Source organism: Planctopirus limnophila DSM 3776 (assembly GCF_000092105.1).
GTDB lineage: Bacteria > Planctomycetota > Planctomycetia > Planctomycetales > Planctomycetaceae > Planctopirus > Planctopirus limnophila.
This window is the reverse complement of record NC_014148.1, coordinates 2,123,333-2,140,899: the sequence shown is the minus strand read 5'-3', so window position 1 is coordinate 2,140,899 and position 17,567 is coordinate 2,123,333. Positions and strand designations below refer to the sequence as shown.

The following is a 17,567-nucleotide window of genomic DNA, read 5'->3' as shown; positions in this document are numbered from 1 at the left end:
GCGAGGGGGCAGGAAAGGCAGATTCCCGGCGTTCTCGCCAAACGCCGGGAATTCATCGAGTCAAGCTATCTGACGAGCTTGGCGATGTGATCGACCACTTCTTTTACGGGCAGGCGGATCTGTTCCAAGGTGTCGCGGTTGCGGATGGTGACGGTGTCGGCGGACATCGTGTCGCCATCGACTGTGATGCAGTAGGGCGTGCCGATTTCGTCCATGCGGCGATAACGTCGGCCAATGGCGGCCTGCTGGTCGTAAGCCGCAGTAATCCCGGCCCGCTTGAATTCGCGGTAAATCTCGGCTGCCTTTTCGGGCATGCCGTCTTTCTTGATCAGCGGGAAAATCGCGACCTTGACGGGGGCGAGCCGTGGGTGCAGTTTCAGCACGACACGCTCTTGCATCTCGCCCTTTTCATCCGGCTGCTTGTCCTCGTGATAGGCTTCACAAAGAAATGCCAGTGTGGCACGGTCACAGCCAGCCGCTGGTTCAATAACATGGGGGAGGAACCGCTCGCGCGACTGGTCATCGAAGTACGAAAGATCCTTGCCACTTCCCAAGTATTTGGGCTTCCCGTCAGTTCCCGCTTCGACAACCAGTTCGTTCCCTTCTTTGCGGAGCTTGCCCTGAGAGTGCGAGCGCAGGTCGAAATCGCCACGATGGGCAACCCCTTCCAACTCGCCATATTCACCGGCCGGCAAAAATGGAAAGGCGTACTCCACATCGGCTGTTCCGACAGAATAGTGTGCCAGTTCTTCGTGAGTATGCTCGCGAAGAATGAGGTTGTCGCTTGAAATCCCCAGATCGGTGTACCACTTATAGCGGCGGTCGCGCCAGTAGGTGTACCAGGCGAGAGAATCTTTCGGATGACAGAAGAATTCCATTTCCATCTGCTCGAACTCTCGCGAGCGGAAAGTGAAGTTGCGAGGAGTGATCTCGTTACGGAAGCTTTTGCCAATCTGGGCAATACCAAACGGAATTTTGACCCGGCTCGAATCGCAGACGTTCTTGAAGTTGACGAACATCCCTTGAGCGGTTTCGGGACGAAGGAAGGCGGCATCGTCTTCAGTGCCCAAGGCCCCCAGTGTGGTCTTGAACATCAGGTTGAAGTCGCGCGGCGTGGTTAATGTCGCCTTGTTGCGGGCATCGGGAGCCATGACATCAATGAACTGCTCGACCGGTGGCAACGATTCAATTTCTGAGACGAACTTCAGTTTGCCGGCATCTTTACTGCGCAGCCCGAAGTACTGCAGTGCTTTCTTTTCGATATCGTCATTTCGCTCATCGATTTCGGCCATCGTCGTGATGAAGACTCGCTCGGGAGCGGCGCCTTCCGGGATTTCGCCCTGCACACGTTTAACGCTTTCGATCCAGCGGCCCTTCACATGATCGAGCCGATATCGTTTGCGCGATTCTTTGCAATCGACCATTTTGTCGCAGAAGAGGTCGAAGTGTCCCGAAACTTTCCAGACCTGCGGGTGCATGATGATTGATGTTTCGACACCCACCATGTCGAAGGTCGAAGGAGCGCCTGCAGGAATTGAGAGTTCGTCGTGCCGGGTGATCATGTCATCCCACCAGGCCTGGCGAACATTCCGCTTCAGTTCGACACCCAGCGGTCCGTAATCCCAAAAACCGTTGAGTCCACCGTAGATTTCGGAAGACTGGAACATCAGGCCACGCCGCTTGGCGAGGGCGACAATCTTATCCATGCTGTACTGGGTCATTGAAGCTGTTCTATCATGCAAAGGAAACAAAGAGACTGATGTGACAAATCGTCGCCGAGTTCGGGCGCAAGTGCCAGCCAAGGCTGAAGAATCATGGGAAGTTTTGAGCAACCCGGCGTTCCGGTCAAGGCAACTTGCCGATTGTTCGCTGAGCCAGAGCGTTTTGTAGCATTCGGAACTACCTGGCCACTGGGATGGTTGTTTTGAGCGTGGCTTCAAGATCGGAAAGCAAAAGCGGAGCCGAGTAAACGAACGTATCACTTTCGGTGAGAGGATTGGCAAAAGTGAACTCGGCCATGGTGATCCCCGCAGCGGCCTGGGTGACATTCAATTCCACAAATGGCTCGAGGGTGCCAGTTTTGCCGCGTTTGATCCATGCCTGACGGTGGAACACCCAGGCACGGTGCGATTCGAAGGCCGGGCCGCTCACGTCGTATGCGGTTGAAAGTTCGATTGTCGCAGGTTTTGTTTCGGGTGCTGAGACAGCTCGAATCGTGATGGTCACTCCGCCACGACGAATCGATTGGCCAGGTTTGAGTCGATTCGCCGCAAAATCAAACTCTTGCTTCACGAGGCCGGTGTGAATCAATGCCTTGCCGGAAATCTGATATTCGCTGGGGATTTTGCCTTCCGGCAGGATGGCATCGATGGTGAACGTCGTGCCCTGCTGAACTGAACCCGCCACCAGTTCGTATCGAGCGGAAGGGTTCCACAAATTCAACTTCTCAAGAGCAGGAACATTTTCACCGGCGGTCTTAACCAGAGCATTCACGTTCCAGTCCTGACTGTTCACAAACACAAAGAGTGGATCAAGTCGAGGTTCCGTTCGGACTCGAATGTGAAGTCTGGCGATGGAACCCGGCGTGCCACTGAGTTGCTTCTGTTCGATCGACTCGACACTCCAGGCAAAGGGCCCGGAGGGAATGATAGATCTCTCTGCCGCTGATTTCGTCGAGGAGATGAGAGTTAACGTCGAGCCCATGGAATCGGGATCGATGGCCAGGTCGGAAACCTCCAGCAGGTTCGCGATCGCTTCCCAGAATGTCAGACCCTGCCAGTTGACGGTGTATGTCGTTTCGGGTGAATTCTTCAATAAACGGACTGGATTGGACGTTTGTTGCAAAAACTCGGCTTCGAGACGATTGGCGGTGAACGTTCCCGAAAGAGTGATACGCGAAGGTTGTGCGGCCTCACGGGCACGTAACATCTCTAACTGCTGGCGCACACGACGTAATGCATCACGGCTGGAAGCATCTCCCAGAACTTCAGGAGATGGAAGAAATGGCAAAGCCTCCGGCCCCAATTCAACCAGACCTTTTTCGGCAGTCTGGCGAATTTCGAGTTGCCGGGATGAGAGCTGTCGAATCTTTTGTGCAACAAGAGCAGGAAGCTGAGGATCACTCATCGGGAGGGGTTCGACGGGACGAATCTCGCCTGCATCAATCTGTTCCCATGAAAGCTGTTCCCATGAACACAGTGCCAGCGTCACAATCGATAGAGTCGATAAATATCGAAAAAACGTAGTGTCTGGCATGTCTCTTTCCTCGAAGAGGTGGCCAAAACCTTCCTTGATCCGTCGAGTTGAATTTTTTCAACAGCAACATGATGAATGATTTTGGGGCGTTCCTCTAACGAACTGTGAAATCGTGCGGCTTGTGCTCGAATAAAAACTAGATTGTTTACTGGGGGTTCCAGGTTTGCTGACCATGGCAATCTTCGGCCACTACTTCCCTGCCCTCTGCGATATTCTCTTCGATCATACGCAAAGGAGGCGACGATCAGGAGAAGATTCGCAAGATCTGGCTGAAGAATGGTCACGAGAATCAGGCCAGAGTGTGTCTCCCCCAGGTACCTTGCTCCACGAGTGGTTTTTATGTTTCGCGCGACTTTGTGGGCCTGCTGTGTGTGGTTATCTTTCTCTGCCAGTTTACCGGCAGATGATCGCTGCTTGGAAATTTCGTACGAAGGAGAAATGTTGCGCGGGCGCGTGGTGGCCAGGGATTCGGTTCAATGCTGGTTTCAGTTGGCTGATGGATCTCAACGGTTGATCGATCTCGCCAAAGTGAGTCGTTATCAGGTGTTGCCGGGCGAATTTTCGCCCATGACAACGGTCGAGATGAAGAGTCAGCTCGTGCGGGAATGGCCAGCTCTGCGTGTGGCAGCGACAGATGGGTTGATCGTGGCGGCACCTGCGAGTGTAGAAAACGAACTGAAAGAGTTGTTCGATGAAGTTCGCCGCGATTTTGTGGGCTGGTTGAGTGTGTATGGCCATACTCCTGCGCCACTGGAGTTTCCGCTCGTCGTTGTCATGCCGTCCCGACAGGCTGAGTTTGATCAGCTGGTGAAGATTCGTCCCAAAAGAGCACGGGAAAATCTGGCAGGGGTTTATCTGGTCGAGAGTAATCGAATTTTGCTCTCGCCAGGTGAAAAGCATCAATCGTTGCGTGAACGTCATGCCACACTTATTCACGAAGCGGTTCACCAACTGGGTTTCAATTATGGTCTGCATTCGAGAATTGAGCCGGGGCCCGTCTGGATGATTGAAGGCTTAGCTATGGCGTTCGAGAATGACGCCCTACGAAAGCGGGATCGGCAAGCGAGTGCGTGGGATCGCATCAACCGGGAAAGGTTTCTGCACTTTCGTGCCATGCAACAGAAGATGCCTCGGGGCTGGTTGCGAGCTTTGATCGAAAGTGACGATCTCTTTGAAACTCGTGCTCTGGATGCGTATGCCCAAGCCTGGGCTGTGACATTCTTTCTGCTGGAAACCAGGCCCAGCCAATATGTTCGACTGCTCACGACCTCTCATGAAATGGAGCGAAAGGCAGACGAATCGATTACTTCCCGGCGGCTACGCCATTTCATTGAAAGTCTAGGCAAAGAACCTGAAAGCCTGGAAATCGAGATCAAAAGGTTCTTTGAGGAACTTTCTCCTCGCAGTCGATGAGGGCGTTGAGCTTCAGGGAGCTTCGGGACGATCCGGGGAGATGGGCCCGACACAGGCGGGAAGGTCGATTTCGAACGTGGTCCCCTTTCCTGGCTCGCTGAAGACGCGAATGGTGCCACCGGCCTGATTGACGATTCCGTGAACGACGGAGAGACCCAGTCCATGGCCTTGTCCCTCGCCTTTTGTCGTAAAGAACGGTTCGAAAATGCGCGGGATGAGATCTTTCGGGATACCGGTTCCCGTATCGCTGACAGTGATGCGGACAAGATCATTCGCCTGCACGACTGTTTCCGTGGTGCGTATCGATTGTGGGTGGTCGGCATGTGACGAGACCCACTCGGTTTTGATTGCGAATGTTCCTCCTTCCGGCATGGCATCGCGGGCATTGATGGCCAGATTCACCAGAATCTGATCGATCTGCACGGGATCTGCCATGATGTTGGGGAGGAGTTCGGCCAAACGAAGATCCAGCACAAAGTTCTGTCGCAGGATGCCACGAACCATCATTTCCATACTGCGAATGATGGAATTCAAATTGATCCGTTCGAAGGCCACGGGCTGTTTGCGGCTGAACGCGATGAGTTGCCTGATCATCCGCGAAGCATGATGCCCTGCTTCACGGATCGGTAAAATCAGACTTCGCTGCTGATCGGTGGTGTCTGGTCTGATCAGAAGTGTCTCGCAATAACCGAGGATGACAGAAATGAGGTTATTGAAATCGTGAGAGAGCCCGCTGGCCATTTGCTTCATCACCGAGAGACGCTGGTTCTGGATCAATTCCTGCTCAAGCCGTTTTTTCTCAGAGAGGTCGAGCATTTGTGAGACAAAATAGGCGGGATCTCCGTGGCTGTTACGGACCAGAGCTGCTGAGATATAAATCGGGACGTAGCTGCCGTCTTGGCGGCGATATCGCTTTTCCGTCGTGTAAAAAGGAATTTCTCCACGAATCAGACGTTTCATCGCATGGATATCGCGATCAACTTCTGTCGGGTGCGTAATGGCCGGGAAACTTGTCGAGGTCAATTCTTCAAGTGAGTACCCCAGCATGCTGCAAAGAGCAGTATTCGCATCCAGGAATTCTCCTTTAAGGGAGACAATCGCCATCCCTGTGGCAGAAGAATAAAACGCCGATCGGAAACGAGCTTCACTTTCGCGCTGCGCTTCTTCGGCAGCCTTTTGCAAAGACATATCCCGGTTGATTCCCAGCAGCATCGTTTTGCCATCCCAGGAAATCATGCAGGCGGTCACACTCATGGGGATGGTGTGACCATCCCGATGGATATGTGTCGCATCGAATCGAAGCACTTCGCCTTTTCTAAGGCGGGAAATTCTCTCGGGGACCTGATCGGCTGTGGGTGCGTCGTCAATTTTTTTAGCCAGCGATTGGCCAATGAGTTCTTCGGGTTGGTAGCCATGAATCGTGCGGACTGCGTCATTCGCGAAGGCAATCTTGAGTGGCAATTGAGATTCATCGGGGTCGAGAATGAAGATCGCATCCGGGAAATTTTTGGCTAGGGTGCGGAACTTGGCTTCACTTTCCCGGAGTGCATTTTCCGTCTGGATGCGCTCGGTAATGTCGATATCCATGCAGCAGAACAAAGGCTGTTCGTCATGGGAGGGAATACAAAAGAGTGTCGAGAGGCAAGTTCCAGTGGAGCCGTCTTTTCGATGAAATTGATACTCATTCGGACCAATCGACTGGCCCGTTTGTACTATCTCATCCAGAGTCTTGAGCAAGCAGGCAAACTCTGCGGGAGTGTGAATGAGTTCGTCGTAAGTTTTTCCGATGGCTTCTTCGGCAGTAAAACCAAACATCTGGGTCGAAGCGGCATTCCAGAGTTGAATCCGCCCTTCTCGATCAAACCATTGAATAGCGACTCCCGGAGCGTGCTCGACCATGGCACGCAATTGCTTTTTTCGCTCGACAGAAACACGCGATTCACGAAGACTCTCAGTGGTATCGATACAGATCCCTGTGTAGCCATCAATCTGGCCATCCTGGTTCACGCAGGGCTTGCTGAATTCGAGAAACCAGCGATACTCGCCATCCTTCCTGCGAATGCGGTATTGCAGATCGGAAGTGGCCTGATTTTCATCTGCTGAACGAATTCTCTCCAGATCCTCTGGGTGGATGAAATTCAGCCAACCTTGCCCGAGATGCTCATGATGAGCAGCACCAGTAAATTGATGCCAGAAGGTATTGACGTAGGTGCAGTTGTTCCTGGCATCGGCTGCCCAGGCAATAATGGGCAGTTGTTCGATCAAAGGAATACAAGGCGATCCAGTGGAGCATGCCGGGGGTTCGCAGGAACTGACCGCGGGGACTTGCTGAGAATACCGTACAAAAAGCCTGAGTGTGGAATCGCCATTCACCCTGTGCAGTTGGCAAAAACGATAACGAATGAAGACTCGCGAGCCGTCATAAGTTTGTTCGGTTTGCTCGCCTTCAATCTCTTCATCGTGTTGAACACCTTCCCATTGGCGTGTGGCCTCCATCAAATTGTGGTTTTGGAAGCGCTGCAGCCAGGGTGAACCTTCCGAGCGACGAGGTGGACAGCCAAATATTCGAAAATACTCGGCGTTGGCGTAAATCACACGGCCATCGGCATCAAGCAGTTCAGCACCGGCCGGGACTGTTTCCAGGAAGCTCTTGTAGTCAGCAAGAAAATCGAGGGATGACCTATGCTCTGCGATATGCATGGTTCAAACCCTTGAAAAACACTTATTTGGAATGTCCACAGGCGAAGGACACCAAACCTATCGCATCGGATGGGAATTGGTGTTAAAGCTTGTCGGCGTTACAGACATTTTGTCGGACTTTGTGACACATGAAAGTGTAAAGCGAATAATTTCGCGATAAAAACTAGACTGAGAAAACTTCGCGCGAGCATCATATAACACAATCTTGATTGAAGAATCTCTATCGGTAGTTATCCATATTTGAGGGATTTCCTGTGGGATTTCGATGAGAATGTGATTTTCCCTCCTACCTGTTAGCTTCTCAGGAAGCAAACAGGCGTTATTGAAATTCAATCGCACTTGAAAGGCATTTGCCGGATGGCTGTTTTGGGATTGAAAGAGCTGAGTTTCAGTTATGGTGGAAAGCCACTGATTGAGAACGCGACAGTTCAGGTGGAGCTGGGCGAACGAGTCTGTCTGGTGGGTCGAAATGGTACCGGTAAATCGACCCTGATGAAGTTGATGCTCAGTGAGTTGAAGCCCGATACGGGCCTCGTTGAGGTTCAATCAGGTATCAAACTCGCCCGGCAGATTCAGGATGTTCCGCGAGGCGTGGTGGGGACAGTCTTTGATGAAGTGGCCCGTGGCTTAGGCTCTCATGGGGAAGCTGTCGCGGCTCAGTACTGGTTGCACCAATTGAGCCAGAATCAATTGAGCCAGAATACTGGGGCAAATCCGCGAACAGCCGATGAAATCAGGCGCATGGAAGAGTTATCTGCCACGCTCGATCCTGCCTATGCCTGGGAATGGGAGCATCAGGTCGAGCAGATTATCGAACGAATGGAACTACCGCATGATCGGCTCTTTGACAGCCTTTCTTCGGGGATGAAACGCCGGGTACTGCTGGCTAAATCGCTGGTGATCGAACCCGATGTGCTCCTGCTCGATGAACCCACCAACCACCTGGATATTGAAGCGATTCGCTGGCTCGAAGAATTTCTGCTCCGATTCTCAGGAACGTTGATCTTCGTGACACACGACCGCATGTTTCTGCAGCGACTGGCTACGAGGATCATCGAGATTGACCGCGCCCGTCTGTTCGACTGGACATGTGATTATCAGACATTTCTGCAGCGAAAAGAAGCCGCCCTGGCTGCCGAGGAACATGAACAAGCTCTTTTCGACAAGAAATTGGCTCAAGAAGAGGTCTGGATTCGTAAAGGTGTCAAAGCTCGTAACGTCAGGAATCAAGGGCGCGTCAAGGCACTGATGGAGATGCGCAAAGAGCGGGCGGCCCGCCGGGCCAAAGTGGGCAATGTCAAAGTTGAGCTTCACCAGGAGGCTGAGCGATCCGGCACTGTGGTGGCCTTAGCTGAAAAGGTGAATTACGAAGTTGGCGGGCGAACCATACTGAGAGATGTGTCAACACTCATCACCCGTGGCGACAAGATTGGGATTCTCGGGCCCAATGGTTGTGGCAAGACGACACTTTTGCGAATTCTATTGGGTGAACTCACACCTCAATCAGGCAAAATCAAACTGGGTACCCGGTTGGAGATTGCTTATTTCGACCAGTTGAGGGCACAGCTCAATGATGATCTTTCTGTGCAGGAGAATGTGTCGCCCGGGGCGGACATGATTGAGATCAATGGCCGCCGGAGACATGTCATTGGGTACCTGGAGGATTTTCTCTTCTCCCCGGAAAGATCCAGGACGCTGGTGAAGTATCTCTCGGGAGGTGAGCGCAATCGTTTATTGTTAGCCCGATTGTTCTCGAAGCCATCGAACCTGCTGGTTCTCGACGAACCGACCAACGATCTCGATGCCGAAACTCTCGAATTGCTGGAAGACTTGCTGGTCGAGTATCCCGGAACAGTGCTGCTTGTCAGTCATGACCGGCAGTTCATCAACAATGTGGTCACGCAGACTCTCGTCTTTGAGGGCGAGGGTTCCGTCAATGAGTATGTCGGCGGGTATGATGACTGGCTGGCCCAGAAGTCTGTTCGGCAGAACACACCTGTTGTGGCTCAGGCAGCACCTGTCGCCAATCAACCGGCAGCCAAAAAGGGAAAATCTCTGAGCTTTAAGGAAGACAAAGAACTGATTGAGCTTCCTGCCAGGATTGAATCGCTCGAGTTGGAGCAGGCAAATCTCGAAACCCGCATGGGGCAACCTGAGTTCTTCAAGCAGTCTCCTCAGGATGTGGCGACTGTCACGGAGAGGTTAAATCGACTGCATCAAGAACTACAGACCGCTTACGCCCGCTGGGAAGAACTTGAGGCCAAACGCGGCGGGTCAATTTAGGTCGTCAGTTGTGTGGCCATCAGGGATTGATAGCTGCGGATCTTTGCATGCGAGGTCTTTTCGCGGGTGGTTGAGGTTTTCTCCGAGGCGCCGCTGTGGTACCTCTCGCATCACCATGTTGAGAATTGATACTCAACCTGGTGAGACGAGTTGACCTTCGGCGTATGTCTTCACTTCCGACTCAAGGAATCCTTCATCGATGGCAAACCCAGGTGATCGTCCTGTGTCCGAGCAAGCGGCAGATCGTTTGTTACCTGCCAGCCAGATTGCGGGCTGGTTATCGCCCGTCAGACGATTCTTGAAGCTCCAGGCGACAAGTGGCCTGCTCCTGGTAGCCGCTACGGCCTTCGCGCTGATTGCAGCCAATTCTCCCTGGAGTGAGCAATTTCTGCATATCTGGGAAACATCCTGTTTCATTGGCTTTGGTGATTTTGTTCTGAAGAAGGATTTTCTCCATGTCATCAATGATGGCCTGATGACGATCTTCTTTTTCGTTGTCGGTTTAGAGATCAAGCGGGAGATCGTTTCAGGAGAGTTGAGTGATCTTCGCAAGGCAGCACTCCCGATTATTGCAGCGATTGGCGGGATGATCGTCCCTGCCCTCGTCTTTCTGGGAGCTAGTCAGGTTTTTCGCGTTCCGCCAGAAGCAATGAAGGGCTGGACCATTCCGATGGCGACTGATATCGCCTTTGTGGTCGGCATGCTCTCGCTCTTTGGAAATCGAGTCCCCATTGGTCTGAAAATTCTGCTGCTCTCGCTGGCCATTGTGGACGACCTGGGGGCCGTCATATTGATTGCTGTCCTCTTCACCGAAAAACTGGCCCTCGTGGGACTGTTTGTCGCCGCCGTGGGGATCACACTTACTTTCCTGATGAATCGAGTCGGCGTGCGGAATGTCTGGCTGTATGTCGTTGTGGGTGGTGTGACGTGGCTGGCGGTGTTGAAATCGGGCGTCCATCCCACGATTGCCGGTGTGATCCTCGGTCTGATGACCCCGTCAAAAGCCTGGGTGCCGTATGAGACGTTGACTGCTGTTCTGAAGCGACTGACGGATGAATTGAAAAAGTTTCAGTCCGATTCTGATCAGGAATCCCCGAAACCTGGAAAGCCAATTCCCCTGCATAAAACCATGCACGATGATCTGGCAGAAGCCGAATTCGCCACGCGAGAAAGCATTGCACCACTGTATCGACTTGAGCATGCGCTCCACCCGTGGGTGGCATTTCTGATCATGCCCCTGTTTGCCCTGGCGAATGCCGGTGTCCCTTTGGATTTCAGTAAAGCTTTTGAACCGGTTTCTCTTTGTGTGGCTTTGGGGTTAGCTGTTGGAAAACCCGTCGGGATTTTCGGGCTGTCGTTTCTGGCAGTACTGGTTGGTCTGGCCAAACTCCCCGACGGTGTGAACTGGAAGCTGTATCTGGGTGGGGCATGTCTCGCGGGGATTGGCTTTACGATGTCACTATTCCTGGGATCGCTCGCACTTCCAGAAAGTCTTATATCCGCAGGGAAGCTGGGGACGTTGATGGGTTCAACCGTCTCGGCAATTCTCGGTATCGTGCTGATCAGCAAGGCTTTACCAGCGACTGCGGATGAAGGACAGAATTGATCGGCCTACCAGCCTTCGCCCAGCTCTTCCTGAATCTCACACCAGCGTTCTTCAGCCTGAGTCAACTGGCTGGTGATGTCTTCGAGCTGATTGTGGAGCTCTAAGGCCTTTTTGGCGTCAGCTTCGTTTGAGAGTGATTGAGTGAGTGATTTCTTCTGCTCATCGAGTTTGGCAATGTTTCGCTCGCAGGTCTGAAGTTCTTTTCGCAGGGCGCGGTCGTCTTTACCTTTGGGTTTCACGGCTTTCGGGGCGAGGACTGCCGCTGGTGCTTTGGCCATTTTTCCGGCATTGGCCTCACGCTCTCCGTCGTCGATTTCTTTATTGACGGCGTAAACATAAGCGTCGTAATCGCCATTGTAATTGGTGACTCGACCATCTTTGACTTCGATCACACAGGTGGCGACACGCTTCATGAAGTGGCGGTCGTGTGTGGTGAAAATCACGGTCCCTTTGTAGTTCACCAAAGCATCTGCCAAGGCTTCCACGGTCTCCACATCGAGGTGGTTACCCGGTTCGTCAAGCACCATGACGTTGTATTGACTGAGCAGCATGCCCGCGAGACAGAGCCGCGCGCGCTCACCACCCGAAAGCACACTGATTTTCTTTTCGACATGGGCACCACGGAACAGAAACGCGCCGGCAATATCCAGAACTGTTTGCGTACGTGTGAGAGGCGCTGCGGTTTCTTCCAGATACTGAATGACAGTCTTTTCTGGTGGTAAAGTGGAATAGACGTGTTGCGCATAGACACCGACCTGGCAGCCGTGTCCCCAGCGGAGTTCGCCAGCCAGTGGCTTGAGCGAATTGACAATCGTTCGCAAAAAGGTGGTTTTCCCCTGACCATTGTCACCCACAATGGCAGCACGCGAGCCGTGATCGATTTCGAGGGTGATATCCTCGGCAATTTTTCTTTCGGCGTAGCCAATCGCCATTTCTTTGCAGCGGACAGCCGGGCCTTGCCGAGGTTCGATCATGGGTGCGCGAATACAAGCAGTGGCCTCGTCGGCTTCAACATCCTGCAATTCAAGACGTTCGAGCTGTTTGGTTTTTGAACGAGCCTGGGTGGCTGTACTCGCGCGGGCTTTGTTCTTAGCGATAAACTCTTCGAGATGTTTACGCTTGGCAAGGACAGAGGCATTCGAGCGCTCTATGATCTCGCGCTGTTCCCGCTCGTAATCGAGATAGGCATCGATCTTGCCGGGGAACATCGTCAACTTGCCGCGGGCGAGTGCCAGAGTCTGAGTACAGGTGGCACCCAGAAAGGCGCGATCATGGGAAACAATCAGACAGGCTTCGTTGTAACCTCTCAAAAAATGTTCGAGCAGAATCTGCGTACGCAGATCGAGAAAGTTGGTGGGTTCGTCCAGGAGCAGCAGATTGGGTTCGTGCAGTAAAAGTGCCGCCAGTTTGACGCGGGTTTGCCAACCGCCGGAAAGTTTGGAAATTGGGCCGTCGAGGTAGCTCCCTTTGAGTTCGAACTGGCCGGCCACTTCGCCGCACTTCCAATCGGGCTGGCCACTATCTCGCATGAGAAATTCGAGTGCCGACTCGTTGGGGCGAAAATCATCATGCTGGCGCAAGTAGCCGAGCCGGAGATTCGGATGGCGCGAGACGGTGCCACTGTCGAGTTCTTCTTCCCCCAGGAGAACTCGCAGCAAGGTACTTTTGCCAGCGCCGTTGCGGCCGACAAAGCCGACTTTGACATCTTCAGAAATGGTGGCTTCGGCATGGTCGAGCAGAATCTGCGAACCATAACTTTTGCAGGCATCTCGAATCTGCAGCAGTGCCATAACGCCCGGTACCCTTAGTGTAAATGACAAACTCTTTCGTGATCGGTGAATGATCGAAATCAGAGTATAGCGGCTCTCTGGCTTGCCGTGGAGAGTTCGAGGTGAGAGCAGTGAAGTGCCAAGCATCGAGAGTTGTTTTTTAAGTGAAAGTCGAGGGGAAAAGTGAATCTGTTATGAAAATATGTTCACAGGCCAACTGCTTGCCAAGCGCTCAGAGGCTTTGTAGCGTGCAGAAATGTGTTTGCAGGGCCTGCTTGCCGGTAACGACCGGTTCGCAGCACGGTCCTCTGGCCAGGGCCATGTCCAGCAAATCGTTAACCAGCGAGACCTGCTGCATGGAATCTCGAACCTTTTCATGGAAAGTCTTTGCACGATGAAACAACTTCACATGAGCCTGCTGACGTTGGCCCTGGGATGGATGCTGTCTGGAATGGCGATGGCGGCGGACAAGCCCAATATTCTGCTGATCATTTCGGACGATACGGGATATGGCGATCTCGGGCCTTATGGGGGAGGAGAAGGCCGCGGGATGCCAACACCGAATATCGATCGGCTGGCAGCAAATGGTATGACCTTTTTCTCGTTTTATGCTCAGCCCAGTTGCACGCCAGGGCGTGCGGCCATTGTTACAGGTCGCATTCCTAATCGGAGTGGAATGACGACAGTGGCTTTTCAGGGTGAAGGTGGCGGACTTCCTAAAGCCGAGTGGACGCTGGGTTCTGTACTCAAACAGGGTGGCTACAAAACATACTTCACGGGCAAATGGCATCTGGGGGAAGCCGATTACGCTCTGCCGAATGCTCATGGCTATGACGTGATGAAGCATTGCTTTCTTTACCATTGCAATGCCTACACCTATGGTGATCCCACCTGGTTCCCGGATATGGATCCATCGCTGAGGGAACTCTTCGGAAAGATCACCAAAGGTTCGCTTTCAGGGAATGCTGGCGAAAAAGCTCGCGAAGACTGGAAGGTCAATGGCCAGTATGTCAACACGCCGGACAAAGGCGTCGTCGGGATTCCATTTCTGGATCAGTACATTGAGCAGTCGGGCATCAGTTTTCTGGAAGATGCCGCCAAAACTCCCAATCAGCCCTTCTTTGCACATATCAACTTCATGAAGGTGCATCAGCCGAATCTTCCAGCACCGGAGTTTGTGCATAAGTCACCTTCGAAGTCGAAGTATGCCGATTCTGTTGTTGAGCTCGATACGCGCATTGGCCGTGTGGTCGATAAGTTGAAAGAATTAAAGCTCGATCAGAATACGTTGATTTTCTACACGACTGATAACGGCGCCTGGCAGGATGTCTACCCTGATGCCGGGTACACACCATTTCGCGGAACCAAGGGGACTGTTCGCGAGGGTGGGAATCGTGTGCCTGCGATTGCCGTCTGGCCTGGAAAAATTAAGCCTGCAGTACGAAATCACGATATCGTGGGTGGTCTGGACTTGATGGCGACATTTGCCTCAGTTGCCGGGGTACAGCTACCAACGAAAGATCGTGAAGGCCAACCTATGATTTTTGATAGCTATGACCTGACTCCGGTCCTCACTGGGAGTGGTAAATGTCCAAGAAACTCGTGGTTCTACTTCACCGAAACGGAACTGAGCCCCGGCGCTATTCGAATTGGGAACTATAAGGTCGTATTCAACCTGAGGGGAGATGATGGCCAACCAACGGGAGGACTGAGTGTTGATTCAAACCTGGGCTGGAAAGGGCCCGAAAAATATGTTGCCACAGTTCCACAGGTATTTGACCTCTGGCAGGATCCTCAAGAACGCTACGATATTTTTATGAATAACTACACAGAACGTACATGGATTCTGGTGTCGTTCAATGTGGCCATCAAGGATCTGATGAAAACTTATCTCACCTATCCACCTCGAAAAATGCAAAGCGAGGCCTATACAGGCCCCATTACGATTCCTGAATTTGAGCGACTGAAACATGTTCGCGAACTGCTCGAAAAAGAAGGCATTCGAATTCCTTTGCCCACAGGCAACTGATATCCCAAAGTTTGACCTTGACCGAATTCCAGAGAGGCAAAGGCAATGGCCTTTTGCCTTTCTGGTTTTTTTGAACGTCTGGCAATCATGGAGTCTCAGGAGTCGACGTCTTATCGCCGACGACACTGAGATTGAGGTATAGCCATAAGGATCGTGTATGAAGATCTGGATCGATGGGGATGCCAGTCCGCGGGAAGTGAAAGAACTCGTCTTCCGGGCAGCCACTCGACTCCAGCTGGAAACCACTGTGGTGGCGAATTCTGGCATGTGGGTTCCAACTGGAAATCGATTTGTCAAACTGCAGATTGTTCCCGGTGGGCCCGATGTCGCTGATCGATACATTGTCGCTCAATCCAATCGAGGCGATCTGGCAATCACCAGTGATGTGCCGCTGATGTCTGACCTGATTCCTCAAGGCGTGTTCGTCATCGACTTTCATGGCTATCTCTGTACACAGGAAACGATTGGCGAACGCCGGGCTGCGCGCGATTTGAACGATCAACTGCGCGAAGCGGGATTATTGACAGGTGGGCCGGCACCTTATGGTGTGAAAGACAAGCAGCGGTTTGCTCAGGCCCTTGACCAGCTTTTGACTCGGGAATTGAGAAGGCTGGCGACCAATCCACCGGTTTCTCCTCCAGAAATCACCACTGATGACTCGCCCGGTGGGTGAGTTGGTTGTGGAAGAGATCGCCAGCTTTCATCGCGAGGCAAAGATCATTATGTTTTGATCAACGAGATTGAGTCGCTTGAACCTGCTCTCCAGACGAAACATATCCAAATGCTCAAATCCAAACTGATTCATCCTGATATTCTCGCTGTCCTGGGACGGGCTGGGCATCATGCCCGCATCCTGATTGCGGATGGCAACTACCCCGCTTCAACAACCATGGGGCCCAATGGGACGCTGATTTCGTTGAATCTATCGCCAGGGCTGGTGACGGTAAATCAGGTGCTCGAAGCCATACTTTCGGCGATACCGATCGATCATGTGCATACCATGGGAATCCCTGCCGATGACCCGTATGCACAATTGGGTGATCCCCCGGTGTGGAAGGAATTTTCTGCCACGATGGCAGCAGCCGGTCTTTCGATTCCTTTGACACCGATCTCCAAGTGGGACTTCTACGAAGAAGTGAAATCGACCGACCATGTCCTGACGATCCAAACCGGAGATGTGGCACTCTGGGCGAATCTGTTGCTTAAAGTCGGTGTGCGTCAGCCATAAGCTGCGTGAATTGTGCGTGCATAAATTGTTTCGACAAAGATATCCCTGCCAGATTCAGGAACGAAGATGCAGTATCGCGAATTGGGTAAGACAGGACTTAAGCTACCGGTGGTCGGCTTTGGAGCCTCATCGTTAGGGCAGGAGTTTCGTAAAGTGGATGTCTCCGAGGCCATGCAGGCCGTTCGGGTCGCACTCGACGAGGGTATGAACTTCATCGATACGGCGCCGTTTTATGGGCGCGGGATGTCGGAAGTGCTGCTGGGAATTCTCTTCCGGGAGATTCCGCGCGACTCGTACATTCTCCAGACGAAACTGGGGCGATACGATTCGAATCATTTCGATTTTTCAGCGAAGCGTGTGCGTGAAAGTGTGGATGTCAGTCTGCATCGACTGGGGACGGATCACATCGACATCATGATCTGCCATGACATTGAATTTGTCGATGTCCAGCAGGTCATCGACGAGACGATCCCGGCTTTGCGGGAAGTACAAAAGTCGGGCAAAGTGAGGTTTATCGGCGTCAGCGGCTACCCACTGAAGAACTTCACCACCGTGCTCAAGCAGACACCTCTGGATGTGGTGCTGTCGTACAATCATTACACGTTGCAGAACACAAGTTTTGGAGATCTCGTTCCGTTTTTGAAGGAACGCGGAGTGGGGATCGAGAATGCGGCCCCGTTTGCTGCCAGGCTCTTGTGCAATGATCCGTTGCCTGTCTGGCATAAGGCAACACCCAAGGTTCGGGAAGTCGCTGCTCAGGCGGCGGCTTACTGCAAAGAACATGGGAGTGATCTTGCCAAGCTGGCGCTCCAGTTCTCGATTCGAAATGAAGAGATGACGACCTGCATTGCCGGGACCGCGAACCCGGCCCGAGTTTCGGAATGGTGCCGGTGGGCAGAAGAACCTATTGATGAAGAGCTGCTTCAGGAAGTCTTGAAGATTTTGAAGCCCATTCATAACTGGGCACATGTCGAGGGAAAACCTGAAAACAATGAGCCCGCTGGCTCCCGGTTTCAAAATGGTGAATTCGTCGTTTGAGCGTTGTTGGAAAAAGGTAAAGCGTTGTCATTCTGACGATCAAATTTTCATTTTCGCGTCAGTATGGGAAATCTAGCGGAGTGACCAACGCGAAAACTCTCGGAAAATCGCTGATAAAGGTGCAAATTGCGCCGCTGGCACAGATCCTGCTTATCTCAATCATGGGGATCGCAGCGAAGGCCGACGGCGCGAAGTCACTCTGCGTTGGAGGGGCTTCCGGACAGGGCTGTCGGCCTTCGTTGCTTC

General features: G+C 52.6%; 11 protein-coding genes. 7 read left to right on the top strand and 4 right to left on the bottom strand.

Annotated elements, in window-relative coordinates:
- Positions 1-65: 65 nt before the first annotated feature.
- The gene (locus tag PLIM_RS08595; RefSeq protein WP_013109917.1) at positions 66-1,721 is read right to left on the bottom strand and encodes a glycine--tRNA ligase; all 1,656 of its coding nucleotides are present in this window, start codon (positions 1,719-1,721) and stop codon (positions 66-68) included.
- Between the two features lie 178 nt (positions 1,722-1,899).
- Positions 1,900-3,255, bottom strand: a complete 1,356-nt coding sequence (locus PLIM_RS08585) for a hypothetical protein (RefSeq protein ID WP_013109916.1) — start codon at positions 3,253-3,255, stop codon at positions 1,900-1,902.
- 339 nt (positions 3,256-3,594) lie between these two features.
- Here PLIM_RS08585 and PLIM_RS08580 point away from each other — a divergent pair, with 339 nt between their 5' ends.
- Positions 3,595-4,668 carry a DUF1570 domain-containing protein gene (locus PLIM_RS08580; RefSeq protein WP_013109915.1) on the top strand — a complete coding sequence of 358 codons (1,074 nt, stop codon included), beginning with the start codon at positions 3,595-3,597 and terminating at the stop codon, positions 4,666-4,668.
- A 12-nt stretch (positions 4,669-4,680) separates the two neighbouring features.
- Here PLIM_RS08580 and PLIM_RS08575 read toward each other — a convergent pair whose 3' ends face one another.
- Complete coding sequence (locus PLIM_RS08575; protein ID WP_013109914.1) at positions 4,681-7,368, bottom strand: hybrid sensor histidine kinase/response regulator; 2,688 nt, start codon at positions 7,366-7,368, stop codon at positions 4,681-4,683.
- Between the two features lie 357 nt (positions 7,369-7,725).
- Here PLIM_RS08575 and PLIM_RS08570 point away from each other — a divergent pair, with 357 nt between their 5' ends.
- Positions 7,726-9,651 (top strand): ATP-binding cassette domain-containing protein, encoded by a 1,926-nt coding sequence (locus PLIM_RS08570; RefSeq protein ID WP_013109913.1) that lies wholly within the window; start codon positions 7,726-7,728, stop codon positions 9,649-9,651.
- A 199-nt stretch (positions 9,652-9,850) separates the two neighbouring features.
- Entirely contained in the window at positions 9,851-11,257 is a 1,407-nt protein-coding gene (gene nhaA / locus PLIM_RS08565) for a Na+/H+ antiporter NhaA (RefSeq protein WP_013109912.1), read from the top strand.
- Positions 11,258-11,262: 5 nt separating this feature from the next.
- Here nhaA and PLIM_RS08560 read toward each other — a convergent pair whose 3' ends face one another.
- The gene (locus PLIM_RS08560) at positions 11,263-13,047 is read right to left on the bottom strand and encodes an ABC-F family ATP-binding cassette domain-containing protein (RefSeq protein ID WP_013109911.1); all 1,785 of its coding nucleotides are present in this window, start codon (positions 13,045-13,047) and stop codon (positions 11,263-11,265) included.
- Positions 13,048-13,435: 388 nt separating this feature from the next.
- Between PLIM_RS08560 and PLIM_RS08555 the strand changes: the two genes are divergently transcribed.
- The 4 genes from PLIM_RS08555 (at position 13,436) to PLIM_RS08540 (ending at position 17,321) form a co-directional block, all read left to right on the top strand.
- Positions 13,436-15,055, top strand: coding sequence for an arylsulfatase (locus PLIM_RS08555; protein ID WP_390416244.1), 1,620 nt, complete (start codon positions 13,436-13,438; stop codon positions 15,053-15,055).
- 157 nt (positions 15,056-15,212) lie between these two features.
- Complete coding sequence (locus PLIM_RS08550) at positions 15,213-15,728, top strand: YaiI/YqxD family protein (protein ID WP_013109909.1); 516 nt, start codon at positions 15,213-15,215, stop codon at positions 15,726-15,728.
- A gap of 108 nt (positions 15,729-15,836) precedes the next feature.
- Entirely contained in the window at positions 15,837-16,283 is a 447-nt protein-coding gene (locus tag PLIM_RS08545) for an RbsD/FucU family protein (protein WP_013109908.1), read from the top strand.
- A 66-nt stretch (positions 16,284-16,349) separates the two neighbouring features.
- Positions 16,350-17,321 (top strand): aldo/keto reductase, encoded by a 972-nt coding sequence (locus PLIM_RS08540; RefSeq protein ID WP_013109907.1) that lies wholly within the window; start codon positions 16,350-16,352, stop codon positions 17,319-17,321.
- Positions 17,322-17,567 lie beyond the last annotated feature (246 nt).